21 protein-coding genes are annotated in these 25,197 nt (G+C 59.5%); 3 read left to right on the plus strand and 18 right to left on the minus strand.

Features of this window, described 5'->3' with window-relative positions; translation table 11 throughout:
- The 5 genes from ytpR to infC all read right to left on the minus strand — a co-directional run.
- The coding region (ytpR, locus tag HUJ17_RS07400) for a YtpR family tRNA-binding protein (protein WP_290510096.1) at positions 1 to 836 on the minus strand (836 nt) is incomplete at its 3' end.
- 99 nt (positions 837 to 935) lie between these two features.
- Entirely contained in the window at positions 936 to 1,955 is a 1,020-nt protein-coding gene (gene pheS / locus HUJ17_RS07405; protein WP_290510097.1) for a phenylalanine--tRNA ligase subunit alpha, read from the minus strand.
- A 263-nt stretch (positions 1,956 to 2,218) separates the two neighbouring features.
- Positions 2,219 to 2,578 carry a 50S ribosomal protein L20 gene (rplT, locus tag HUJ17_RS07410; protein ID WP_035249061.1) on the minus strand — a complete coding sequence of 120 codons (360 nt, stop codon included), beginning with the start codon at positions 2,576 to 2,578 and terminating at the stop codon, positions 2,219 to 2,221.
- 27 nt (positions 2,579 to 2,605) lie between these two features.
- Positions 2,606 to 2,800 (minus strand): 50S ribosomal protein L35, encoded by a 195-nt coding sequence (rpmI, locus tag HUJ17_RS07415; RefSeq protein ID WP_062817370.1) that lies wholly within the window; start codon positions 2,798 to 2,800, stop codon positions 2,606 to 2,608.
- Positions 2,801 to 2,838: 38 nt separating this feature from the next.
- Positions 2,839 to 3,399, minus strand: coding sequence for a translation initiation factor IF-3 (gene infC / locus HUJ17_RS07420; protein ID WP_290510098.1), 561 nt, complete (start codon positions 3,397 to 3,399; stop codon positions 2,839 to 2,841).
- Between the two features lie 430 nt (positions 3,400 to 3,829).
- Between infC and HUJ17_RS07425 the strand changes: the two genes are divergently transcribed.
- Together HUJ17_RS07425 and HUJ17_RS07430 are read left to right on the plus strand one after the other, a co-directional pair.
- A complete protein-coding gene (locus HUJ17_RS07425; RefSeq protein ID WP_290510099.1) occupies positions 3,830 to 5,032 on the plus strand; it encodes a hypothetical protein in 1,203 nt (400 codons plus the stop codon).
- 183 nt (positions 5,033 to 5,215) lie between these two features.
- Positions 5,216 to 6,979 carry an Ig-like domain-containing protein gene (locus HUJ17_RS07430; RefSeq protein ID WP_290510100.1) on the plus strand — a complete coding sequence of 588 codons (1,764 nt, stop codon included), beginning with the start codon at positions 5,216 to 5,218 and terminating at the stop codon, positions 6,977 to 6,979.
- Between the two features lie 138 nt (positions 6,980 to 7,117).
- Here the strand turns inward: HUJ17_RS07430 and guaA are convergent, their stop codons facing one another.
- Positions 7,118 to 8,689, minus strand: coding sequence for a glutamine-hydrolyzing GMP synthase (gene guaA / locus HUJ17_RS07435; protein WP_290510101.1), 1,572 nt, complete (start codon positions 8,687 to 8,689; stop codon positions 7,118 to 7,120).
- A gap of 184 nt (positions 8,690 to 8,873) precedes the next feature.
- Positions 8,874 to 10,343, minus strand: a complete 1,470-nt coding sequence (gene guaB, locus HUJ17_RS07440; RefSeq protein WP_290510102.1) for an IMP dehydrogenase — start codon at positions 10,341 to 10,343, stop codon at positions 8,874 to 8,876.
- Between the two features lie 215 nt (positions 10,344 to 10,558).
- Here guaB and xseA point away from each other — a divergent pair, with 215 nt between their 5' ends.
- Positions 10,559 to 11,917: an exodeoxyribonuclease VII large subunit gene (xseA, locus tag HUJ17_RS07445; protein ID WP_290510103.1), complete on the plus strand. Its 1,359-nt coding sequence runs from the start codon at positions 10,559 to 10,561 to the stop codon at positions 11,915 to 11,917.
- Here the strand turns inward: xseA and HUJ17_RS07450 are convergent.
- The 11 genes from HUJ17_RS07450 to HUJ17_RS07500 form a co-directional block, all read right to left on the minus strand.
- A complete protein-coding gene (locus HUJ17_RS07450; RefSeq protein ID WP_290510104.1) occupies positions 11,862 to 13,796 on the minus strand; it encodes an ATP-binding protein in 1,935 nt (644 codons plus the stop codon). The two genes, xseA and HUJ17_RS07450, sit on opposite strands and share 56 nt — an antisense overlap.
- A complete protein-coding gene (locus HUJ17_RS07455; protein ID WP_290510105.1) occupies positions 13,793 to 14,650 on the minus strand; it encodes a hypothetical protein in 858 nt (285 codons plus the stop codon). Before HUJ17_RS07455 ends, HUJ17_RS07450 begins: the two co-directional genes overlap by 4 nt.
- A gap of 2 nt (positions 14,651 to 14,652) precedes the next feature.
- Positions 14,653 to 16,692, minus strand: a complete 2,040-nt coding sequence (locus tag HUJ17_RS07460) for a TonB-dependent receptor (RefSeq protein WP_290510106.1) — start codon at positions 16,690 to 16,692, stop codon at positions 14,653 to 14,655.
- A gap of 116 nt (positions 16,693 to 16,808) precedes the next feature.
- The gene (der, locus tag HUJ17_RS07465; protein ID WP_290510107.1) at positions 16,809 to 18,215 is read right to left on the minus strand and encodes a ribosome biogenesis GTPase Der; all 1,407 of its coding nucleotides are present in this window, start codon (positions 18,213 to 18,215) and stop codon (positions 16,809 to 16,811) included.
- Positions 18,216 to 18,342: 127 nt separating this feature from the next.
- The gene (bamB, locus tag HUJ17_RS07470; protein ID WP_290510108.1) at positions 18,343 to 19,485 is read right to left on the minus strand and encodes an outer membrane protein assembly factor BamB; all 1,143 of its coding nucleotides are present in this window, start codon (positions 19,483 to 19,485) and stop codon (positions 18,343 to 18,345) included.
- Complete coding sequence (locus HUJ17_RS07475) at positions 19,486 to 20,127, minus strand: tetratricopeptide repeat protein (RefSeq protein WP_290510109.1); 642 nt, start codon at positions 20,125 to 20,127, stop codon at positions 19,486 to 19,488. It lies immediately after the preceding gene.
- Between the two features lie 175 nt (positions 20,128 to 20,302).
- On the minus strand, positions 20,303 to 21,571 hold the full coding sequence (gene hisS, locus HUJ17_RS07480; RefSeq protein ID WP_290510110.1) for a histidine--tRNA ligase: 1,269 nt from the start codon (positions 21,569 to 21,571) through the stop codon (positions 20,303 to 20,305).
- Positions 21,572 to 21,681: 110 nt separating this feature from the next.
- Entirely contained in the window at positions 21,682 to 22,800 is a 1,119-nt protein-coding gene (ispG, locus tag HUJ17_RS07485) for a flavodoxin-dependent (E)-4-hydroxy-3-methylbut-2-enyl-diphosphate synthase (RefSeq protein ID WP_290510111.1), read from the minus strand.
- 20 nt (positions 22,801 to 22,820) lie between these two features.
- Positions 22,821 to 23,720, minus strand: a complete 900-nt coding sequence (locus tag HUJ17_RS07490; RefSeq protein WP_290510112.1) for a RodZ domain-containing protein — start codon at positions 23,718 to 23,720, stop codon at positions 22,821 to 22,823.
- Positions 23,717 to 24,499, minus strand: a complete 783-nt coding sequence (gene pilW, locus HUJ17_RS07495) for a type IV pilus biogenesis/stability protein PilW (protein WP_290510113.1) — start codon at positions 24,497 to 24,499, stop codon at positions 23,717 to 23,719. Before pilW ends, HUJ17_RS07490 begins: the two co-directional genes overlap by 4 nt.
- Positions 24,496 to 25,197 (minus strand): radical SAM protein (locus HUJ17_RS07500; RefSeq protein ID WP_290510114.1); only part of this gene is annotated, 702 nt, incomplete at its 5' end. The genes pilW and HUJ17_RS07500, both read right to left, overlap by 4 nt.

Here is a 25,197-nt window from a genome sequence, read left to right on the forward strand (position 1 = left end):
TTGCGCACGGTGATGCCGCCGTTGAGCTTGGCCAGATCGAAGGCATGCAGGGGCTGGCCCAGTTCCAGCAGCACATAGTTGGTCACGTCGACGATGGGATCGATGGTGCGCAGGCCGGCGCGGCGCAGGCGCTCGATCAGCCACAGGGGGCTGTCGGCGTTCACGTTGACGCCCTTGATAACCCGGCCCAGGTAACGGGGGCAGCCTTCGCTGTCCGCCAGGGTCACGGTGAGGGTGTCGTCGATGGCCGGGGCCACCTTGTCGATGTTCATGTTGGCCAGCGGGCTCTGGTTCATCACCCCCACTTCCCGGGCGATGCCGCGCACGCTCAGGCAGTCGGCGCGGTTGGGGGTCAGGTCCACTTCGATGACCGCATCGTTAAGCTGCAGGTAGTCGCGGAAGTCGGAGCCCACCGGGGCGTCTTCCGGCAGTTCCATCAGGCCATCGATCAGGTCTTCCAGGCCCAGCTCGGAGGCGCCGCAGAGCATGCCGTTGGATTCCTGGCCGCGCAGCTTGGCTTTCTTGATCTTGAAGTCGCCGGGCAGTACCGCGCCCACCTGGGCGAAGGGAATTTTCAGGCCGGTGCGCACGTTGGACGCGCCGCAGACTACCTGCACGGTGTCTTTGCCATTGGTGACCTGGCAGACGCTGAGTTTGTCCGCATCCGGGTGCTGTTCGCAGCTTTCCACCTGACCGACCACCACGCCGGTGAAGACCGGGGCGGCGGGTTCCACGGCGTCCACTTCCAGGCCGGCCATGGTCAGTTGCTTCACCAGGGTGTCGGTATCGATGGCGGGGTTGACCCATTCCCGCAACCAGGCTTCGTTAAAACGCATTGTCGAATTCCTTTAAATCATGGGAGTTTCTGTATGGCCGCCGGGGGAATTCGCCTTGTGAACAAGGCTCCAACGGCGGCCTGACGTTACAGAAACGCCCTAACCGAACTGGGACAGGAAGCGGGTGTCGTTCTCGAAGAACATCCGCAGGTCGTTAACGCCGTAGCGCAGCATGGTGAGACGCTCCACGCCCATGCCGAAGGCAAAGCCGCTATATTCGCTGGCGTCTACACCGCCGTGCTCCAGCACCTTCGGGTGCACCATGCCGCAGCCCATGACTTCCAGCCAGCCGGTGTGGGAACACACCCGGCAGCCTTTACCGCCACAGCTGACACAGCCCACATCCACTTCGGCGCTGGGCTCGGTGAACGGGAAGTAGCTGGGGCGGAAACGCACCGGCAGGTCTTCTACTTCGAACACGAATTTGAGGAATTCCGCCACGGTGCCGCGCAGGTCGGCAAAGGTGACGTCCTTGTCCACCAGCAGGCCTTCCACCTGGTGGAACATGGGTGTGTGGGTCAGGTCGGAGTCACAACGGTATACCCGTCCAGGAGCAATGATGCGGAACGGCGGTTTGCCCTGCTCCATCACCCTTACCTGCACCGGCGAGGTGTGGGTACGCAGCAGACGGCCGTCACCGAAGTAGAAGGTGTCGTGCATGGCCCGCGCCGGGTGGTGGGACGGAATATTCAGGGCTTCGAAGTTGTGGAAGTCGTCTTCCACTTCCGGCCCTTCGGAAATATCAAAGCCCAGACGCAGGAAGAAGTCTTCAATGCGGCGACGCATGCGGGTGACCGGGTGCAGGTTGCCGGGCAGTTCGCCCCGGCCCGGCAGGGTCACGTCCACGGTTTCACTGGCCAGCTGCTCAGCCAGGGCCGCTTCTTCCATGGCATGCTTGCGGGTAGCGATGGCATCCTGGACTTTCTGTTTGCCTTCGTTGATCACCGCACCGGCCTTGGGGCGCTCTTCCGCGCTCAACTTGCCAAGGCCCTTCATCAGGGCGCTGATCTCGCCTTTTTTGCCCAGGTACTTCACCCGGACATCGTCCAGGGCCCGGATATCGCCAGCCTGTTCGACGTCTGCCAGGGCAGCATCAACCAGGGCGTTGAGATTTTCCATTGAAGACTCCGCAGTCTTTAAATCAGGAGCAAGCTACAAGTTTCAAGTTGCAAGGCGCGCCCCTGGATTGTGCCACTCGGGAACCATGTCGACGCGAATCTCATCCGGGTGCGCGGCGATAGCGCTGACCGAAAGGCATGGGCTCTTCCGCGTTGTAACTTGAAACTTGTAGCTTGCAACTCGTCTTTTTCAAACAAAAACGGGGGAAGAGCGCGAGCTCTTCCCCCGTTGAGTATGCTGTTTTGTCTAGGACGAAACAGTAATCAGGCGGTGAGACTCGCTTTGGCTTTTTCGGCCAAAGCGCTAAAGGTTGCCTGATCGCGGACAGCGATGTCCGCCAGTACTTTACGGTCTACTTCGATGGACGCTTTCTTCAGACCATCAATCAGACGGCTGTAGGACAGGCCGTTCAGACGCGCAGCGGCGTTGATACGAACAATCCACAGACGACGGAACTGACGCTTGCGAACCTTACGGTCGCGGTACGCGTACTGACCGGCTTTGGTAACGGCCTGAACCGCTACACGGAATACACGGCTGCGGGCACCGTAGTAGCCTTTAGCCTGCTTGAGAATTTTCTTGTGCCGACGACGGGCCTGCACACCACGCTTTACTCGTGCCATTTTTCAGATCTCCAAAAACCGTATCAGTTATGCGTAGGGCATCATGCGTTTAACCAGAGCCACATCAGAATCATGTACCTCGGTTTTCGGACGCAGCTGACGAATAGTCTTGGAAGACTTCTTGGTCAGGATGTGGTTTTTGAATGCCTGCTTGCGCTTGAAACCGGAGGCGGTTTTTTTGAAACGCTTGGCAGCCCCACGATTTGTCTTGATTTTAGGCATGGTACCTTCTCAAGTTGGTTAGTTAGTTCAACAACCGGTTACGGCTGTTTCTTCTTTTTGCCCGGGCTGAGCACCATGATCATCTGGCGCCCTTCCATGTTCGGACGTTGCTCAACAGAACCGTATTCTTCCAGGTCCTTCTCGATACGTGCGAGAAGCTCCCGGCCCAGTTCCTGGTGAGCCATCTCCCGACCGCGGAAACGGACGGTGATTTTCGCTTTGTCGCCGGCCTCGAGGAAACGAATGAGGTTACGCAGTTTCACCTCATAGTCACCAATGTCGGTGCCGGGACGGAATTTAATTTCCTTGACCTGGGTCTGACGCTGTTTCTTGCGCCCTTCCTTGGCCTTCTGTTTGGCTTCAAACAGATGTTTGCCGTAATCCATGATTCGGCAAACCGGCGGTTCCGCACCAGGGGAGATTTCCACCAGATCCAGCTGTTTTGCGGTGGCTTTCTCCAGCGCTTCCTGCAGGGTCACGATACCGACCTGCTCACCGTCTACATCAATCAACCGAACATCGGTTGCCTGGATTTGCTGATTTATATTGGCGCGCTGCTCGCGGCCTTTGCCTCCACGCTTAATGTCGTGAACCTCCAATCTGTTATCGAAAACGAGGCAGGATGCCTCACCGCCTCAGTAAATAGGCGCGCATTGTATGCCACCACAACGGGCACAACAACCCCGACCCCAGCGGCCGGCGTGCGCAACTGACTGAAACGGAATGAATTCTGGCCGGCTGAGAGACTGCTCTCACTCCAGGCAACTGTACAAACAGGGCCTGAATTCCGGCAAGGGAGCGTATTTTAAGCAAATCTGGACACTTTTCAAGCAGTGAATCCTGCTGAACGCCCTGTGGCGCGGCATTTCCCATGGACGCTCCTTGCCGCGCCGCCCGCCCCAAAATGGGCCGCCAGCACCACGCCACCCGCTCCAGGGGTCATTGGATCGGCCTCCCCCTATTCGCTATATTTGAACCAGTTAACAATTTTATGGGCAATAAGCTCTGCCCGGGGGAAGGTACAAGGGAATGTCAGCAGCCGATCGAAGCCAACTTACTCATCTGGCGCGGGCAGAAAACGGCCAACCCAGTGCCGAACAGCTCGAACCGGACGACACCCAGGCAGATATTCTGGATAGTCTGGTCACCAGTCTTTACAGCTGTGTTGAACACAAGGACGGCTTCGACCTCTTTCTGCGCAACATCCGCGACACCTTTGACCTGGTCAGCTGTTGCCTGGCCGTGATACAGAAAGAGCCGCACCTGAAAGGACTGTATGGCTGGGCCGTGGGCTATCCGCCCGGCGTCGTCCCCCTGATGCTCAAGACCGGCCTGGTGTTCAAGGACAAGGCGATTGCCCGGGCACTGGAAACGGGCCCCAACGCCCTGTTCAGCTACGCCGATGGCGACCCGGATAGCGACTTTCTCGCAGATATGTCCACCTTCTCCCGGACCTGGATACGCGCCGCCGGCATTATCGACAGCGCCACCATTGCGTTCACCAACAAATACCAGCAACACGTGGTACTGGTATTCAACCGCCACAAAGACAGCCGGGTATTCAGCAAGACAGAAATGGCCATGCTTTCGCGGCTGAAAAAACACGCTGAAATAGCCCTCGATTTGTATGAGCGACTGCACCGCTCGGAGCAGAGCTTCAAGGACCTGCAAAGCAGCATCGCCGTATTGAAACAGCCCGTTGCCGTCTTTTCGCCGGTTTCTCTCCTGGTCAGTGCCAGCCCGGCCTTCGTGGAGATCGGCAAACGCTACAGGGTATTCACCATCAATCGGGACAGCCGGGAAATCGCGTTCAGGGATCAACAGTTTGGCAAGGATTTCTACACCCAGCTGATGTTGTTCATTACCGGCAAGACCGGCGCCCTGGACGACAGCGACACCCTTTACCTGCAAACCAGCGCCCTGCCCCTGCGGATCTCCATCACCCCGGTACACAACCGAGAAAGCAACAACAGCAATGTCCTGGTGGAAATTTTCGACCCCAATGTCTGCCGCACCCCCAGCATTGCCGAAATTCGCAAGGTCATCAGCGCCACCGAAGCCGAGGCCCGCGTCTGCCTGTGCCTGCTCAAGGGGGCCAACACCGCCGAAACTGCCGAGCAAATGGAATTGGCCATCAGCACCATTCGCACCAACATAAAATCACTGCTGCAGAAGAACAGCTTCAGCAGACAGGTGGACCTGATTACGCACCTGATGCGAGTTTGCTCTTGAGCTTCACGGTGCCGGCGACGCCCCTGCGCGACGCAGACTCCCACCAGTTCACACCTCCACCCCAATAAGAAAAAGCTTACAAAGAGTTAGGAGATCAACCTCACCCAGATGGCAGCCGGAATCCTTACACTGTCGCAGGGGTCAGCCGACCGATATGACTATAACAACTCTGCGGGGGTCATCATGAAAAAGCACTATCTTGGGATATTACCTCTGATTTTCTCACCACTGTTTGCCAATGCTGCAGACACCATTTTTCTGGATAGCGTCTCTGGCGACTACATTGGTGGCGGCAACACTTACACCTTCACGGACAGCACTGGCGATATCAGCCTGACAACGAGCAACGACGAACTGAAACTCGACTATGATTCTCCCGATCACTATGTGCGACTGACTTTTGTCGCCCCCAGCGGCGAAGCAATGCGCACCCAGCATTACCTCAACGCACAACGCGCCCCATTCAAAAGCCCCGGGCGCCCAGGCATTTCCGTATCCATGGACGGGAGAGGATGCAATACCATCGATGGGGACTTCTTCATTCACCAACTGGATCTGAACGCAGCGACGCCGGTTGTCGCACTGGATTTTGTTCAATACTGCGGCAACAACAGCGCACCGCTAACCGGGAGTATCCGAATGAACAGCGGTTTGGCCGCCCCGCTCCCCTATCCGGTTGCTGTGATCGACAGCCCATTGCGCCACCTCCTGGAGGGCGAGGAGGTTACTCTGAACGGCAACAAGTCCTTCTCAAGCAATAGCTCGATCATCTCAGGGCAGTGGGAACAGACCTCCGGCACGCCTATTACATTGAACAACCCGTCCTCAATGACACCCACCTTCACGGTACCGGAGCTCCCCCTGTCAGGCACCGAAATCACCCTGCTCCTGAGCGTGGTTGATAGCCAAGGGCTCACGGATGAAAAAGAGGTAACACTCCCTCTTGTCAGCAAGAGCGCACCACTGACATTCCTGGAACTTCACAGTGAGGCCGGCGACTACATTGGTCAGGGCAAGGACTGGTATTTTGACGATGCGTTCAATGCCATTACGGCCAGCATCAATTACGATAATGGCGTCAGTGCCAATATTGATACCGGCAGCTTCTGGCGGGCAGACTTTGCCGCCCCCTATGATGCACCGCTGACAAATGGGCACTATGACCCGGCAGAACGTTTTCCATTTCAGGATACCATTGTGGCCGGGCTCGACATCGGCGGTGACGGGCGTGGCTGCAACACGCTCAGCGGCTCCTTTACCGTTCTCGACATTGTCCAGCAAGCGGAGAGTGTGGAACGCTTCATGGCTGATTTCACCCAGTATTGTGAAAGCGAAACCAACCCTCCCCTCACCGGCCGTCTGTCCATCAATGCCCGGCACCCCAGTGTTCCCTCTGCTGAGGCAGGTACGGATATCCTTGCCGCTCCCAACCAGACCCTCAGCCTGGAAGGCGGAAACTCCACGGATGATGGCAGGATTGTTACCTACCAATGGAGTGTCGATCACCCGGGCATGAGCCTGATCAATGCAAACCAGCCACAGGCACAGCTTGTGACTCCTGATATGGCAGGGGGGGAAACTATTGAAGCTACCGTGACGTTGGTCGTGACTGATGACCTGGGCTTCAAGGATCAGGACAGCATTCAGGTTAGTGTTGAACAGAACAATTCAGCACCGGTGGCCAATGATGACCACATCCAGTTCAGCCATAAACATGGCGTCACCTTCAACCCTCTGAACAATGACTATGATCCGGACGGCAATCTGGATACAAACTCACTGGAGATTATATCCTCCCCGCAGAGTGGTTCAGTTCAGGTATTCAGTGATGGGAGCGTTAAATACCTTCCGAACCACCCCAGCATCAAAACCGATACCTTCGTCTATCAAGTGAAGGACCTTATCGGCGCACTATCGCAGCCCGCGACAGTTCACCTGTCTCGCTGATGGAAATGCGGGGGGCCTTCCAGCCCCCCACTGTCGTCAAAGCTTGTACCTGGCTCGAGATGGTTACAGCCAACTTGCACCACGGCAGAGATATAAAAAAAGGCGGCCATTTGGCCGCCTTTTTTTATTCTGCATCGCTTATTCCCACTCGATGGTGGCCGGGGGTTTGGACGAGATGTCGTAGGTCACCCGGCTGATGCCCGGGATCTCGTTAATGATGCGGCTGGAGACCAGCTCCAGGAAATCATAGGGCAGGTGCGCCCAGCGGGCGGTCATGAAGTCGATGGTTTCAACGGCGCGCAGGGCCACCACGTATTCGTAGCGACGGGCATCGCCCACCACACCCACTGACTTGACCGGCAGGAACACGGCGAAGGCCTGGCTGGTCTTGTGGTACAGACCGGCGGCACGCAGCTCTTCGATGAAGATATGGTCCGCCAGACGCAGGGTGTCGGCGTATTCCTTCTTCACTTCGCCAAGGATGCGTACACCAAGGCCCGGCCCCGGGAAGGGGTGACGGTAGACCATGTCGTAGGGAAGGCCCAGCTCCAGGCCAATCTTGCGCACTTCATCCTTGAACAGTTCGCGCAGGGGCTCGACCAGCTTGAGCTTCATGTCTTCCGGCAGGCCGCCCACGTTGTGGTGGCTCTTGATCACATGGGCGCCACCGGTCTTGCTGGCGGCGGATTCGATCACGTCCGGATAGATGGTGCCCTGGGCCAGCCAGTTGGCGTTCTTCAGCTTGCTGGCCTGTTCATCAAAGATGTCGATGAAGGTGTTGCCGATGATCTTGCGTTTCTTTTCCGGGTCCGCTTCGCCGGCCAGTTTGCCCAGGAAGTTGTCTTCCGCGTCCACGCGGATGACTTTCACGCCCATATTGTCGGCGAACATTTCCATGACCTGGTCGCCTTCCTGATGACGCAGCAGGCCATTGTCCACGAACACGCAGGTGAGCTGATCGCCGATGGCCTTATGCAGCAGCGCCGCCACCACGGAGGAATCCACCCCGCCGGACAGACCCAGGATCACCTCGTCGGTGCCTACCTGCTCGCGGATGGTGTCGATGGCATCGTTGATGATATTGCTCGGCGTCCACAGTGCTTCACAGTCGCACAGTTCGCGCACGAAGCGCTCGAGCAGGCGACCACCTTGCAGGGTGTGAGTCACTTCCGGGTGGAACTGAATGCCATAGAAGCGTTTTTCGTCGTTGGCCATGCCAGCAATGGGGCAGCTGCCGGTGGTGGCCGTCGCCACGAAACCCGCCGGCATCTCGCCGACACGGTCACCGTGACTCATCCACACATCCAGGTATTCCTTGCCCTGCTCTTCGTGGTCGACGATGCCGTCCAGCAGGCTATTCTTTTCCGCCTTCTCCACCCGGGCGTAGCCGAATTCGTGCTTTTCACCGGCAATCACCTTACCGCCCAACTGCTCGGCCATGGTCTGCATGCCGTAGCAGATACCCAGCACCGGAATACCCGCCTCGAACACCGCATCCGGGGCACGGGGGGTTTCCGCCGCCGTGACGGATTCCGGACCACCGGACAGGATGATGCCCTTAGGCGCAAACTCACGGATCTCCTCGGCGGTCATGTCGAAGGCACGGATCTCGCAGTACACGCCGATTTCCCGTACCCGGCGGGCAATCAGCTGGGTGTATTGGGAACCGAAGTCCAGAATCAGAATGCGCTGGGCATGGATATCTTGCATGGGGTTCTATCCCGCGGTGGTTGCCGACGGCTGGCGCCGGACCTTGTTGGTTACGGGTCTGACGTCGGATGTCTGACGTCGGACGCTTTAAAAGCAAAACGGCCGGAGATGTCTCCGACCGGTTCTGGCGTCAGACGTCCGACCTCAGACGTCCGACCCCCTTCAAGTCACGACAGGCCCCGAATCACCCCACCGGGTAGTTCGGTGCTTCCTTAGTGATCGTCACATCATGCACGTGGGATTCTTTCATGCCCGCGTTGGTGACTTTCACGAATTCCGGCTTGGTGCGCATCTCTTCGATGGTGGCACAGCCGGTGTAGCCCATGGAGGCGCGCAGGCCGCCCATCAGCTGGTGAACGATGGCGCTCATGGGGCCCTTGTAGGGTACCCGGCCTTCGATACCTTCCGGTACCAGCTTCTCGATGCCGGCAGCGGCATCCTGGAAGTAGCGGTCGGAGGAACCGGTGGAACCGGACATGGCACCCATGGAGCCCATGCCACGGTAGGCCTTGTAGTAGCTACCCTGGAACAGCTCCACGTCACCCGGCGCTTCTTCGGTGCCGGCCAGCAGAGAGCCGATCATGATGGCACTGGCGCCAGCGGCAACCGCCTTGGAAATGTCACCGGAGAAGCGGATACCACCGTCAGCGATCAACGGCACACCGGTGCCCTTCAGGGCTTCGGCCACATCGGAGATGGCAGTAATCTGCGGCACGCCGATGCCCGCCACGATACGGGTGGTGCAGATGGAGCCAGGGCCGATGCCCACTTTCACGGCATCCGCACCGGCGGCAACCAGGTCCTTGGCGGCGGCCGCGGTGGCGATGTTGCCACCAATCACCTGTACTTCCGGGAAGTGTTTCTTCACCCAGGCCACCCGGTCGATCACACCCTGGGAATGGCCGTGGGCGGTGTCTACCACGATCACGTCCACACCGGCTTCCACCAGCGCGGCGACGCGTTCGTCGGTGCCGGCACCGGTACCAACAGCAGCGCCAACCCGCAGACGACCCTGGGAGTCCTTGCAGGCGTTAGGGTATTTGGCGGCTTTTTCGATGTCTTTCACGGTGATCATGCCGCGCAGCTCACCACTGGCGTTCACCACCACGACTTTTTCAATGCGATGCTTGTGCAGCAACGCCTGCACTTCATCCGCGCCAGCGCCTTCCTGTACGGTCACCAGCCGGTCCTTGCCGGTCATGATGTCCTTCACACACTGGTCGTAATTGGTGATGAAGCGGGTGTCACGGCTGGTCACGATGCCCACCACCAGATTGCCTTCTACCACCGGCACGCCGGAGATCTTGTTGGCTTCGGTGATACGCATTAGCTCGGCAACGGTGGTGTCCGGGCTGACGGTGATCGGATCTTTCACCACGCCGGATTCGTATTTCTTTACCATCCGCACGTTACGGGCCTGATCGGCAACTTCCATGCTCTTATGGAGAATGCCGATGCCGCCTTCCTGGGCCATGGTAATGGCCAGGCGGTGCTCGGTGACCGTATCCATGGCTGCGGACACCAGCGGAATATTGAGGGCGATGTCCCGGGTCAGCTTCGATTTCAGGGACACATCCTTGGGCAGCACATTGGAATGGGCGGGTACAAGCAGAACGTCGTCGAACGTCAATGCTTCTTGCACGATTCTGAGCATATTGCACCGTAGGAAGTGAGAGGGTTCCCGGTCAGAACCGCTGATTGGGGTTCTGTCGGGCGCACCCGGAGTTAAGGAGGAGGACCGGGTGCCGCCGGTTAAGGCGGCAAACCTTTGCCACCCCCGGAAATTAAGCGGGCAATTATACGCCAAACCCACCGTGGTACACAATCAGAGCGCTGGCAAGGTCGGAGGAAAATCGCTACCCTCCCGCGATGACCTTTTCATCCCGCGCCGAACCGCTATCGATCAGCCGACTGAACCTGGAAGCCCAGGGCCTGCTGGAAGGCTCCTTTCCGCTCATCTGGCTGCAGGGAGAACTGTCCAACTTTTCCCGTCCGGCTTCCGGGCACTGGTATTTCAGTCTGAAAGATTCGCGTGCCCAGATTAATGGGGCCATGTTTCGAAATCGCAACAGGCTGCTTGATTTCAATCCCCAGAATGGTCAACAGGTACTGGTACGCGCCAAGGTCACCCTCTACGTACCCCGCGGCAACTTCCAGATTGTGGTGGAGCACATGGAGCCGGCGGGCCAGGGGGCGCTCAAGGCCCAGTTCGAGGCGCTCAAGGCCCAGCTGCAGGCGGAAGGTCTGTTCGCCCAGGAACGCAAACGCACCCTGCCCGCCTGGCCCACCCAGATCGGCGTGATCACCTCCCCCAGCGGCGCCGCCATTCGCGACATTCTGCAGGTGCTCAAACGCCGCTGCCCGTCCATTCCGGTGGTGATCTACCCGGCGGCGGTACAGGGTGACGATGCCCCGGCACAGTTGCGTCAAGCACTGGATCTGGCGGTTCGCAGGGAGGAATGCGACGTGCTGATCATCGGTCGCGGCGGCGGCTCCCTGGAGGACCTGTGGGCCTTCAACGATGAAGCCCTGACCCGGGCCGTGGCCGCCTGCCCGATCCCCATCGTCTCCGCCGTGGGCCACGAAGTGGACACCGGGCTGACCGACTTTGCTGCGGATATGCGCGCACCAACCCCTTCCGCCGCTGCCGAATTGGTGAGCCCGGACCTGTCAGTGGTCACACAACGGCTCGGCGGCCTGCACCGGCGCCTGCGCTGGGTGATGGCCCAACAGCTGCGTGCGCCCCAGGAGCGTCTGCGCCACCTGAGCCAGCGGCTGCGCTCGCCGCGCCATTCCCTGGAACAGAGCAGCCAGCGGCTGGATGAGTTACAGGGTCGGCTGCAGCGGCACATGCAACAACGCCTGGCACTGCTGCAAAGCCGGCTGCGCCCCAGCCAGCAGCGGCTGGCCCGGCAATCCCCGCAACGGCTGCTGGCAGACCGCCAGCAACGGCTGCAGACTCTGGAAAAACGCCTGCCACAACCCTTGCTGAGACTGATCCAGCAGCACCAAGTGCAGCTGGGCAATCTGGGCAAACGGCTGCACACCGCCAGCCCCCTGGAAACCCTGGGGCGCGGTTACAGCATTACCTTCAAGGGCGAGGAAGCGGTACGTTCGGTCACACAGATACGGGCCGGCGACACCCTCACTACCCGCCTGGCGGACGGCGAAGTCAGCGCCCGTGTTGAGCGTGTTCAGGGGTCAGATAAGGGCTCAGCACCCGAGTAAGCTGCTGACGCCGGAAGGGTTTGGCAAGGTGGGCGTTCATGCCCGCTACCATACAGCGGTCGCGCTCTTCGTCCATGGCGTTGGCGGTGAGTGCTATCACAGGAATCGGCGCCCGCCCCCGCTCACGTTCCCACTGGCGCAATTCCCGGGTAGCTTCCAGGCCATCCATCACCGGCATCTGCACATCCATGAGGATGCAGTCGAAATCCCGCTGGCGGACTTTTTCCAGGGCTTCCTGTCCATTGGTCGCTGTGACCACGGTCACCCCCATGTGCTCCAGCAGTCGCCGGGCCACCAGCAGGTTCACGTCATTGTCCTCCACCAGCAGCACCAGGCCAAACAACAGGCCGCCTATGCGATCCTCTTCGTCCGCCGGTACCGCCAGCGGGGCCGGCGCCTGACTGCGGTAGAGCAAGCGCAACGACAGGGTAAAGGTGCTGCCGCCACCTTCATCGCTGCTCACTCTCAGGGTGCCACCCAGCATTTCACTGAGCCGGCGGGCGATAGCCAGCCCCAGACCGGTGCCACCAAAACGCCGGGAGGTGGACGAATCAATCTGCGAGAAAGCCTTGAACAGATCGCTCTGGCGATGCCGGGGAATACCGATGCCGGTGTCGCGCACCGCCAGGGTCAGGTCCAGCCAGTCATCACGCACCTGAGCGGCGGTGATCTCAAGGACCACGCCCCCTTCCTGGGTAAATTTCACCGCATTGGAAATCAGGTTGTTGAGCACCTGGCGTAGCCGGGTGGGATCGCTGCGCACCATTTTGCCCGCCAGCGCGTCGGCATTTTCCAAGTGCAGGTACAGGCCTTTGCTTTCCGCCATGTAGCGGAAGGTGGCCACACAGTTTTCCAGCAACGGTAGCAGCTCGAAAAAAACCGGATCCAGATCCATGCGGCCGGCCTCAATACGGGAGAAATCAAGAATGTCGTTGATCACGTCCAGCAGGTGCCCGGTGGATTCCAGAGCCGCCAGGGTGTATTCGTGCTGCTCTTCGCTCTGCGGGGTTTCTTCCAGCAATTGCAGCATACCCAGCACCCCGTTCATGGGGGTGCGCAACTCGTGGCTCATCATGGCCAGAAAATCGCTCTTGGCCTGGCTGGCGGTCTGCGCCTGACGGTGGGCATGGCGCAGCTTGTCGATGGCGCTCTGCTGCTCCCGGTGCGCCCCTTCCAGGCTACTGGCCAGCTCATTGATATCATCCTGCAGCTCTGCCAGTTCGCCGCGCAGATAGCTGCTACCACGCACCCGATAATCACCATTGCGCAGGGTACGCAGAAGACCGGACAGATAGCCCAGCGGGGAGGCGATCTGGCGGGCCAGGTAGTGGGCGATCCACAGGCCGATGATGATAGCGAACAGGGCAGGAAGCAGGCTGGCCAGCAGGATTTCCTTCTGCCGCGCCAGCAGCCGGGAGCTGGACATACCCAGTACCACCTCACCGATCCGCTCAGGCTGACTGTCTGTGGCCTCCCCCTTCAGGGGGCCACTGTCGGACACCGGCTGGCGGTAGATACCGGAATGAAACTCCAGCACGTCGCTATGATCCTGTCTCAGGCCTCGCCCTTCATAGAGCAGCACCTGGCCGTCACTGTCATGGAAAACCACGTACTGCAGATCTGCCTGCTGCATGGCGAGGCGCGCCTGACGGCGCAAATCATCGTAGTTGCCCGCCAGAACCCCGTACTCTGACGAGGAGGCGATCTGCTGGGCCAGATAGCTGCCCAATTCTCGCAGGTCCCGATCCGCATCCTCAAAGCGTTGCCAGGTGAGCGCCACCAGTAGCAGCAGCAACATGATCAGAGCCGGCACCAGCCCGAGAAGCTGCAGCTGCTTGCGGATGCCTGCCCCCTTTTTTTTGATGGCCCCTTTTCTCATGGAGAGACCTCCAGAGCATCACGAAGGGAGTCGATGTCGTGAAACACCATGTCAAAGCTGTTGGCCACATGTTCGTTGACGGCAACCGTCGGCGTATGCACAAAGCCGGAGCGGCGCAGACGCTTGCTGTTATGAAAGAATTGCAGATGCACCAGGGTCTCAGCCACCAGGTCCGCACCGCTGGCGTACAGGCTGGCCACACTGCCCGCCTGTACATAGGCCTGGTCCGGACCGAACACTGGCCGACGCAGTCGGTAACTGGTCAGCAGCACCAGCTTGGCTGTGCCTGGACCAAATAGCTGGCCATCCACTGGCAACAACAGGGCGTCGAACTCAGCCAGACGCTCACGCAGGCGATCCCCCAGCTCCTCCACCGACGAGACCGGCAGCAGGGTCAGCCCCAACCGGCCCTGATAATCCTGAACCATGCCTGGGGTCCAGGCACTTTTCGGGCCGACAATCACTCCCACCCTGCGCGCCAGTGGCATCATGGTCTCCAGCATGGCCAACTGATCGTTCAATGCCACCCCTGCCCAGATTCCCTGGCACTGGCAGCGCTTTCGCTGGGCCAGGGCCACCGCCGAGCGGCTCACGTAGACACCCAGTAATGGCTTGTCCAGCTTCTGGGCACGCCGGAACGCCTGATCACCGACAGCGATCAGCAGCTCTGCCTGTTGCGGATCGGCCACCCGGGTAATGGGCGGCATGGTGGCAGTGTCCAGCGCCTGAATAAAACTGTCACGGAAAGGGCCGTCTTCGGCAAGCACATACACCGGTAACGGGGTCTGGGCACAGAGTGGCGCCGCCAGCCAGGCCAGCCATAACAACAGGATGAGGCGTCCCTGCCTGTTCATCCCTAAATCCTCACCGCCAGTCCCAACCAGAAACGGTCTTCCTGATAACGGTTTTCCTCGAAGACCACTGGCTCCTTGTTCAGAGCATGCTGCACCACGCCCTTCCACTCCAGTTCCGTATCACCCACCCGGTGCCGGAAACGCACCTGCAGGTCCAGCCGCTCGAACACATTGTCGTTGTAGTCGTTAGCCAGGTAATAGGCGGAGGACCAGCCCCAATGGTGGCTAAGTTGCCAGGCCCACAGGGCGCTGGCGCTGTCCCGCGCCGCCAGGCGCCCTTCGGTCTTTTTATTGACGCGTGTGTGGATATGAGCACCGGTCACTCTCAGCAGGTGGTTCACCCCTGGCCGCCAGCTCAACTGGGCCTCGGTGCCCTGATGATCCACCCGCCCTTCGTTATTGGGCTCGAACTCAAAGGGATTGAGGGCATGGCTGAGCAGGTCGGTGAGCTCTTCCTGGAAATAGCGCACATCCAGTTCCAGACCGGAGAGCTGCCCGTAATAACCCAGCTCCCAGGAGCGGATCCGCTCCGGTTTGAGGGTGCCGGGGCTGGTCTGGGTAATAAAGAAATAGGCCGGGGACCAGCCGAGCAGAGCGTCGGTATTGCTGGCAAAGGGTGGCGACAGCTCCCGGGCGCGGATATTGGTGCGCGCCTGATCTTCGTAGATATCCGGGGTGCGCAGGGCTTTGGAAAACACATAGCGGAAACTGTGTCCCGGGGCGGCCCGCCAGTTAAGGCCCAGGCGGGGGCTGAAATGCTGGCCGGAGATGCTGTCACGCTCCCAGTAACCACCCAGGTTCAGAGTCACCGGGCGCAGCAGATCCACCGCCAGATTACCGAAGGCACGATAACTGACATTGTCGTAGGTACCGGACAGATAACTGTCGGAGCTGACCCGGTCATGGCGCAGGTTCAGGCCACTGACCAGTCGTACCCGCTCACCCATTTGCAGGGTGTCCTGGATTTCCAGGTCATAGCGCTCTTCCTCGACGTCCAGCGCACTGCTGGCGCAGAAAGGCGCATTGGCTGACTGAAGGATGGCATAGCGATTGGCGAAATCCGGGTCACTTTGTGCGGCGGCAAAAGTAGCGCCCACATCACGGTCATTTTCCAGATACAGTTCGCGCAGCTCCCGGGAAAACAACACCCCGCCGCCTGGCCCGATCTGGCCGGTGAGCGGATCCCGGTAGCACACCGAAAAATCGGTCACATCCCGGGTGTACTGGCCATAGCCGGTGATCTGCAATTGGTGGTGCTGATCGAAGGCGTGTTGCCATTGCAGGGAGGCAAAGGCGCGCTGGCCGTTTTGCACTGGGTCCTGCTGGTAGATGCCGATATCCTGCACCCCGCCTTCCTGCTGCCGCTCAAGTCGGCTCTGGCTGCCGCCTGCCTGCATGATAAGGGTATTGCGCGAGTCCAATTCACGGACCCATTCGCCATTGAGGGTTTCAATCCGTTTGGCGTCGTTGAGTCGGCGACCTTCGAAGGGTTCGTCGTAGCCATCATCGGCACGCCGTGACAGGGACGCCCGCCAGGCGCCGGCGTCAGTGCGACCTGCGGCCGAGGCATAGCCATCGCGGATGGCGTTATTGCCACCCTGCACCGCCAGGGTGTGCTTGCTGATATCGCGGGGATCGCGGGTAATGATGTTGATGACAGCGGTGAAGGCGTTGGCACCGTAGGCAGCGGCGGCCGGGCCACGGGTGACTTCGATGCGCTCCACATCGCGGATGTCCACGGGCATGTCGTTCCAGTTCACCCGCGCCAGCCCAGGCTGATACTGGCTGCGGCCGTCCAGCAAGACCAGCATGCGGCGCGAGTCCCTGGCCTGGGTGCCGTGATAAGCCACCGTGGGAACGTTGCCGTCCACTTTTACGGCCGACATGCCCGGCACCAGCCGCAGCACCTCGTAGAGTTCCCGGGCGCCGCTGGCTTCGATCAAATTACGGTCAATGACGGTGACGCTGGCGGGCGCTTCGGACTGGGGCTGGCTGACCCGGGCGGGAGTCAGCACCATGGCCGGCTCATCCGTCAGCGGCATCATCGGTTCCAGGGCCTGCACGCCCTGCGCACAGGCCAGCCCCAGCAGGCCTTGCCTCCAATGTTTGCCCCACGATCCCCGACGTTTGATGTGGCCCCCTCCCCCGTGTTGCGGGGTTACTTCTTGAAGCGTTTGATCATACGCTTGCGCTTGTGCACCTGACGATCCGTGAGTACGTTCTTGCGCCCTTCAAAGGGATTGGAACCGGATTTGAATTCCAGCCGAATGGGCGTGCCGTCCAGTTTCAATACTTCCCGGAAACGGTTTTCCAGAAAGCGCTTGTAGCTGATCGGCAACGATTCGGTACGGTTACCATGCAAGATGATGGTAGGCGGATTGTTGCCGCCCAGGTGCGCGTAACGCAGTTTGGCGCGGAAACGGCCATTACGCGGCGGCGGGTGGCCGGCGGTAATACTTTCCATGATCCGCGTCATCTCGTTGGTGCCTACCTTGATAAAGGCGGAATCCCAGGCTTTTTCAATCATGCCCCACAAGTCGCCTACCCCTGTGCCATGCAGTGCAGAGATGAACTTGATCTTCACCCAGGGAGCGAATTCCAGGCGGCGCCCCAGTTCCACACGCACCCGTTCCTTGTGGTCCGCATCCAGACCATCCCACTTGTTCACGGCGATCATCAGGGCGCGGCCGCTGTCGAGCACATAGCCCAGCAGATGCAGATCCTGATCGGTGATGCCTTCACGGGCATCGATCACCAGCACCACCACCTGGGCCGCATCCACCGCCTGCAGCGCCTTGATCACGGAGAATTTTTCCACCATTTCGGCGACCTTGCCACGGCGCCTTACCCCGGCGGTATCGATCAGGGTATAGGCCTTGTCCATGCGCTCGAAGGGGATCTCGATGGAGTCCCGGGTGGTGCCGGCGTGATCGAAGACCACCACACGCTCTTCCCCCAGCATGCGGTTGATCAGGGTGGACTTGCCCACATTGGGGCGACCCAGCACGGCCACACGGATGCTGCCATCATTGGTATCCACTGGCTCGCCCTGCTCATCGTAATAGGGCTCCAGGTCCGGAAAGGCCGCCAACACGGTTTCGATCATGCTGCGCACACCCCGGCCATGGGCAGCCGCGATGGGCAACACCTCATTGAGGCCAAGGGCATAGAAATCGGCCATTGCCGTATCCTGGTCGATACCATCGGTCTTGTTCACCACCAGATAGGTGGGCTTGGGCAGCTTGCGCAACTCCATGGCAATCTGTTCATCGGCGGCGGTCAGACCGGCCCGACCGTCGACCAGGAACAACACCAGATCCGCCTCACCTACCGCCATCAGTGACTGCTCTGTCATGGGCGCATCGATGCCATCGTCGTTTTCCCCGATGCCACCGGTGTCCACAACGGTATACAGATAATCCCCCAGCCGACCGTCACCGTACTTTCGGTCACGGGTCAGGCCCGGGTAATCCGCTACCAGAGCGTCACGGGTACGGGTGAGTCGGTTAAACAGGGTGGATTTGCCCACATTGGGCCGCCCCACCAGGGCGATGACCGGTTTCATAGTTGTCTCTGCAAGGATGTCTGGGCGCTATGGTAACGCAATTCGATGATAGAGGCGGAGAGAAGAAAAAAGGGAATACGGGGGCAGGCACCAAGGGGGTGATCGCTTGACCACCCCTCAGCGAAGATTAACGTTCTTTCAGTTGGTAAGCGGCCAGTTTGCCATCGTAGCTGAGCACATAGAGGACACCATCGTAGCTCACGGCGGTGCCGGCAAAGCCATCCCAATCGTGACGTTTGCGGGCAACGATGCTGCCATCATCCACATCCAGCCAGTGCAGATAGCCTTCGAAGTCGCCGATCACCACGTGATTGCCCTGTACGGCGGTACCGGTAAGACGGCGACCATAGAGCTTTTCCTGCTTCCACAGAACCGTCCCACTGCGCATATCCAGGGCGCGCACCACACCTTTGTCGTCAGCCACAAACAGGCTGCCATTGCTGGCACTGATGATCTGGGCGCTGGACAGTTCCTTTTCCCAATAGGGGCGACCGTTTTCCTGGTCCACCACTGCTGCCTTGCCCTGGAAAGTCACCGCGAACACACCGCCACCTTCCACGATCAGGTTGTTGTCCACATCCACCAGACGATCCAGTTCAGAGCGACCGGTGGGTTCGGCGATACGCTGCTCCCACAGCGGGATACCGTTCTCCAGATCCAGCGCAGCCACTTTGGCGTTGGCAAAACCGGCATAGGCCTTGCCGTTAGCCAGGGTAGGCTGTGCCAGCCCACGCAGGGTCAGGGTAGGCACCGGGGTCTCGTAGTCCCACAGCTGTTCGCCACTTTCCACATCCAGAGCTGTGACATGGCCGTCCTGGGTCTGGAATACAGCAACATTGCCGTCACTGGCGGGAATCGCCAGGGCTTCGCCGGAAAGCCTGGTGCGCCAGAGGGTCTCACCGGTTTCCATGGACAGGGCCACCGCCATACCTTCACGGGTACCGTAGAGCACCATGCCGTAGCCGGCATAAAAGCCACCGGCAATACGGTCATCGGTTTTCACCCGCCATTGGCGTTTGCCTTTGTCGCGGCTGACCGCATAGACGTCGCCGAACACGTCGCCGGCAAACACCTGCTGCTCGGTCACCGCTGGGCGCAGTGACAATTGGCTGTCCTCCACCCCGTTGCCCACGCCCTCTTTCCAAAGCCGCTTGACCTTGTAGCTGGCCTCGAATTTCGGCAGGTCGTTGGGCTCAATGGCATTGGGGTTGGAGCTACAGCCGGCCAGCACCAGGCTGGCCAGCAGGATGGGGAAGAGAAAGTTTTTCATTTAGGAAACGCTTTTCAGGTCGTCCAGTTTCATCTGCACACGGTCTTTTTCACCACCGTCCTGCAGGACATCCAGGGCCTGTGTGTAAAGGTCACGGGCCTGCTCTGCCTCGCCCTGGGCCTTGGCCAGATCGCCTCTCAGCTCCAGCGCCATGCCGTTAAAGGCAGCCGGGAAACGCTTGCCGAGCTGGGCGTCGGCCTGGTCCCAGGCCTGCTGCTGCAGGAATACCCGGGCCAGACGCAAGCTGGCGGTGTAGCTCAGCGCATCGGTGGCGCCATCATCGGCCACCGGCTGCAGGAAGCTCACCGCCTTGTCGTAGTCCGCGCTCTTTACAGCCAGGCTGGCCTTGGCCAGACGGGCGTAATCCGCATAGGCGCTGCCAGAGTAATCCTCAATGAGAAGATCAGCCTTGTCGTTGATCAACGCCGCATCCATGGGGTTGGCGGACAGCGCTTCCACCATCAGCTGATATTGCGCCGAGGCCTTGGCCGCCTGCTCACCCTGATGGCCCTGCCATTGGCGCCAGCCAATCAGCGCCGCCACTGCCAGCACCACCGTAATAACTGCGGCAGTTCCGTTTTCCTGCCACCAGGCCTTGATGCGTTCAACCTGTTCTTCTTCGTCGCGGATGTAATCGACCACCCTGCTCTCCTTTCGTTTTTATTGCCGGGAAGCATTCTTACCGGCGCTTGGGTATTTCGTTTCCCCGGCATTGCCATTCACGCCGGGAGGAACACGTTGCGCACTGCTACACGATCAGTGCCGTCGTTGTTCCTGTGTGATCGCATCATGACGTTTGCCGCCTGTCGCGAATCGTTTATTCCAGAAATGATATCAGCGCGTTGGTGACATCGCCCTGGGCGACCTGTTTCTGTTCGGCCTGCCCGCGTAACGGCTTCACCGTGACCACACCGCTGGCCAGTTCATCTTCACCCATGATCAGGGCGACGGCGGCACCGCTACGGTCCGCCTTTTTCATCTGGCTCTTGAAGCTTCCACCGCCGCAATGCAGCTGGATGCCGCGACCGGGCAAGGCATCGCGTAACTGTTCAGCCAGAGCCATGGTCGGTGCCAGTACATCGCCCATGGCCATCACATAGACGTCCACAGGGGCAGACAGTTCCGGCTTTTCCTGCTCAATCAACAGAATCAGCCGTTCCACGCCCATGGCAAAGCCTACACCGGGGGTGGGTTTGCCGCCCAGTTGTTCCACCAGACCATCGTATCGGCCACCGGCACACACGGTGCCCTGGGCGCCCAGCGCATCGGTGGTCCACTCGAACACGGTCTTGCCGTAATAATCCAGACCACGCACCAGATAGGGGTTCACTTTATAAGCAATGCCGTTGGCATCCAGCAAGGCTTTCAGCCCGTCAAAGTGCTCGCGGGCATCGGCGTTGAGGTATTCCGCCAGCTGCGGCGCATCCTGGAGCACTTCGCGGGTACCTGGATCCTTGCTGTCCAGTACGCGCAGGGGGCTGCGCTCCAGACGCTTCTGGGAGTCTTCATCCAGACGGTCAAAATGGGTTTTCAGGTAATCCACCAGGGCATCGCGATAGCGGGCACGGTCTTCACTGTCGCCGAGGGAATTGAGCTCCAGGGTGACCTTGTCCGCCAGGCCCAGGGCTTTCCAGAGTCGGGCGGTGAGCAGGATCACTTCCGCATCGATATCCGGGCCGCCAATGCCGAACACTTCCACACCGATCTGGTGAAACTGGCGGTAGCGGCCAGCCTGGGGGCGCTCGTGGCGGAACATGGGGCCGGTATACCAGAGCCGCTGGGTCTGGTTATACAACAGACCATGCTGCTCGCAGGCACGCACGCAGCTGGCGGTCCCTTCCGGGCGCAGGGTCAGGCTGTCGCCGTTGCGGTCCTCGAAGGTGTACATCTCTTTTTCGACGATGTCGGTGACTTCACCGATGCTGCGCTTGAACAGGTCGGTCTGCTCGACCACCGGCATGCGGATTTCCTGATAGCCGTAGCTGGTCAGCACGCCGCGCACCCTGTCTTCCAGCCACTGCCAGAGACCTGTCTGTTCCGGCAGGATGTCGTTCATCCCGCGGATGGAGGTAATCTTCTTGCTCACAGAATGTCCTTGCTACTGCCGGACGTAATTCGCGGTCGAATGACCACCCCCACAAGCCGATCTCTACCGCGGGAGCGGTCGTTCGACCGCGATGTCTGCCCAGCTATTTGTCACTCGCTTCTGGCAATAATGCCTTTGGCTTCGTCGTCGCGCTGTTTCTTCACCTTGGCCCGCACCATGCGCTCCAGTTCATCGACCAGATTGTCTGCGGTCACGTGGTGGCTTTTCTTGCCATCTTCATAGGACAGGTTGTTGGGCGTGCCGCCAGTGAGGCCCACATCCGCTTCCCGGGCTTCACCGGGACCGTTCACCAGGCAACCAATGACGGCCAGATCCACAGACTCATTGATGTCTTCCAGGCGTGCTTCCAGCTCGTTGACGGTCTTGATCACGTCGAAGTTCTGCCGGGAACAGCTGGGGCAGGCGATGATGTTCACGCCCTTCTTGCGAAGGTTCAGGCTTTTCAGGATATCAAAGCCGACCCGCACTTCTTCCACTGGATCGGCGGCCAGGGAAATACGAATGGTGTCGCCAATGCCTTCCATCAACAGCGCCCCCAGGGCAACGGCGGATTTCACCGTGCCAGAGCGGAAAGTACCCGCTTCGGTGACGCCCAGGTGCAAGGGCTGCTCCAGCTGGGCAGAAAGCTTGCGATAAGCCTGCAGGGTCATGAAGACATTGGAGGCCTTCACGCTCACCTTGAAGTCCTGAAAATCGTAGCGATCCAGAATCTCCGCATGGCGCATGGCGGATTCCACCAGCGCATCGGAAGTGGGCTCACCGTATTTACGCTGCAGCTCCTTTTCCAGGGAGCCGGCGTTGACACCGATACGAATGGGAATGCCTTTGTCCTTGGCGCACTGGATCACTGCCTTGATACGGTCTTCACGACCGATGTTGCCTGGATTGATACGCAGACAATCCACGCCCCGCTCTGCCACAGCCAAGGCAATCTTGTAATCGTAATGGATATCCGCAACCAGCGGCACATCCACCTGCTGGCGTATCTTTCCGAAGGCCTCGGCGGCATCCATACTCGGCACCGACACCCGCACGATATCCACACCTGCATCCTGCAAGCGGCGGATCTGGCCAACCGTGGCATCCACGTCACAGGTTTCGGTGTTAGTCATGCTTTGTACGGAGATGGGGGCATCGCCGCCCACAGGGACGTTGCCGACAAAGATCTGACGGGTCTTGCGGCGCTGGATTTTGACTTCCGGTTCCATGGTGTTTCTACCCTCGCGAATCAGGGAATGGAGACTCGCACAACTGTACCGGGGGAATTCGTCGGCAAGGTGACAGCCTCGCCATTGAGGATCAATTCATCGACGGCACCCGCATCGCCCAGGGTAAGGCTGAATGGTGCTTTGCCGTCCAGCTGCAGCGAGGCACCTGCCGGCTGCTCCCCCTGACGCAAGGTGCGACCGGTGGCGTCCTTGACGCTGATCCAGCAGTTGCCGGAAAAGGCCATCAGCAGGCGATCAAGACCGTTTTCAGCCAGCATGTTCGGTGCCGGTTCGTCGCTGCTATCCAGGCTCTCGGCGCCTTGATCACTGTCGATGTCTGACGCTGCCTCACCCTCTTCAGGCTGGGCGTCGTTAGCAGCATCGTCAAGCGGCTGGGGGGACAGTTCGTCACCGGTCTGCTCTGGTAGCTGTTCCTGCTGACCGGGAAAAGGGCCAGCTTCCTCTCCGACCTCTTCATCACCCTGCACGGGTACCGACTCTTCCGGCGCATTCATCCCGGACGATAGCGGCGCCAGTGCCTTCTCTTCCGGCCACAGCCAGATCAGCAGAGCCACCACAACAAGCACTGCCACCACCGCCAGCAACGGCTTGCGCCACACGGACGGTGGCGGCGCCATTTTGGGCAGATCCAGCGGCTTGTCAAAGGCATCATCGTTAACCATCTGCTGGAAGGTATTGGCGATTTCATCCGCCGGCAGGCCCAGCAGCTTGGCGTAGTTTTTCAGGTAACCCTTTACGAAAGTAGCTTCGGGCAGACGCTCGTAGTCATCCGCTTCCAGAGCTACCAGGTAGCTCTGGGAAAGGTGCATCCGCTTCGCCGCTTCGGCAGGGGTCCAACCCAGTGCCTCACGGGCTTTGCGACAACGTTCACCCGGTAGCACGACCATGTTATCGCTCATTTCCCGCTCTCCTGAGAGGCTTTCCAATTCTGCCACTCGCGGTATTCCGCTGAGCGGCGATAGATATTTTCCAGTGCCAACTCATAGCTGGACTGCTGATCTTCGTAACCCAAATCGTTGGCCAAGCGGATGCCGAGCCACAGTGACCGGGCACTTTGCCGGCCGCTACGCTGAAGGTATTGCTGGTAATAATCCCAGCCCATGCGCATGCGCTCTTCCTTGTAATAGAGCTCAGCCAGTTCCAGGTTCGGGGTAACCGCGCGGCTATCAAGGCGGATGGCTTTGATAAAGGCCTTCTTCGCCGCTTCTTCGTCACCCAGCTCACGATAACAACGACCCATGTTTGCCCAGGCACTGCCACGCCCCTGATAGGCGGGGTCATTGGCAGCACGCTTGAATTTTTCCAGTGCCGCCTGGTAATCACCACGGCTATACAACATGGTGCCGTAATTGTTCAGTGCCGGAGCGTAGTTACTATCTGCCTTAAGTGACTTACGGTAATGAAATTCTTCCCGCTCCGGGTCATTTTCATATTTATAAAGCAGCGCCATGGCGTTGTGCGCCACCGCGCTGTCGTCGTTATGAGCTAAAGCCCGTGAGAAATGACGACGGGCCTCGGAAGGGTCGCCCTGCTGCAGATACTGCAGACCAGCAGCCACACGGCTGGTCACTGCATTATCCACATTCACTTCCCGTTGCCCCGATTCCACCGTTACACACCCGGTGGCCAACAGGCCTGCGATCAGCAGACCCGGAAAAACCCGAAAAAAACGTCTCATTGCGCTTGCGCTGTGTTGTTATCGGTTTGTTCGGAGCGATGAAAAATGGATTGCTTCCAGCGCTCACTGCGCCGGGTCCGATCTTGCACCTGCCCCACCAGCTGACCACAGGCGGCATCGATATCATCACCGCGCGTTGTCCTTACGGTGGTCAGCAATCCATTGTCATTCAGGTACTTATGAAATTCCAGAATATCGCTTTTCCGTGACCGTTCATAACCGGCATGGGGAAAAGGATTGAACGGGATCAGGTTGACCTTCACCGGAATACCGTTAAGCAGCTTGACCAGCTGACGGGCGTGTTCCGGTTTGTCATTCACATCACGCAGCATCACATATTCCATGGTAATGGTGTTGTGACGGTGGGTGATGTTGTCGCTGTAACGCTTGCAGGCCGCCATCAATTCTTTCAGCGGGTACTTGCGATTCAGCGGCACCAATTCGTTGCGCAGCTCGTCATTGGGAGCATGCAGGCTGACTGCCAGGGACACATCCAGATCCTGGCTGAGCTGGTCCATCCTCGGAATATGGCCGGAGGTGGACAGGGTAATGCGCTTCTTGCCGATACCGTAACCCAGGTCATCTTTCATGATGCGCATGGCGGTAAGCACATTGTCATAATTGAGCATGGGTTCGCCCATGCCCATCATCACCACATTGGTGATGGGGTGTTCGCCGAGATTGCGACGGGGACCGAA

Origin of the sequence: Alcanivorax sp., assembly GCF_014762765.1 — a bacterium.
In the GTDB taxonomy this organism is placed as follows: domain Bacteria; phylum Pseudomonadota; class Gammaproteobacteria; order Pseudomonadales; family Alcanivoracaceae; genus Alcanivorax.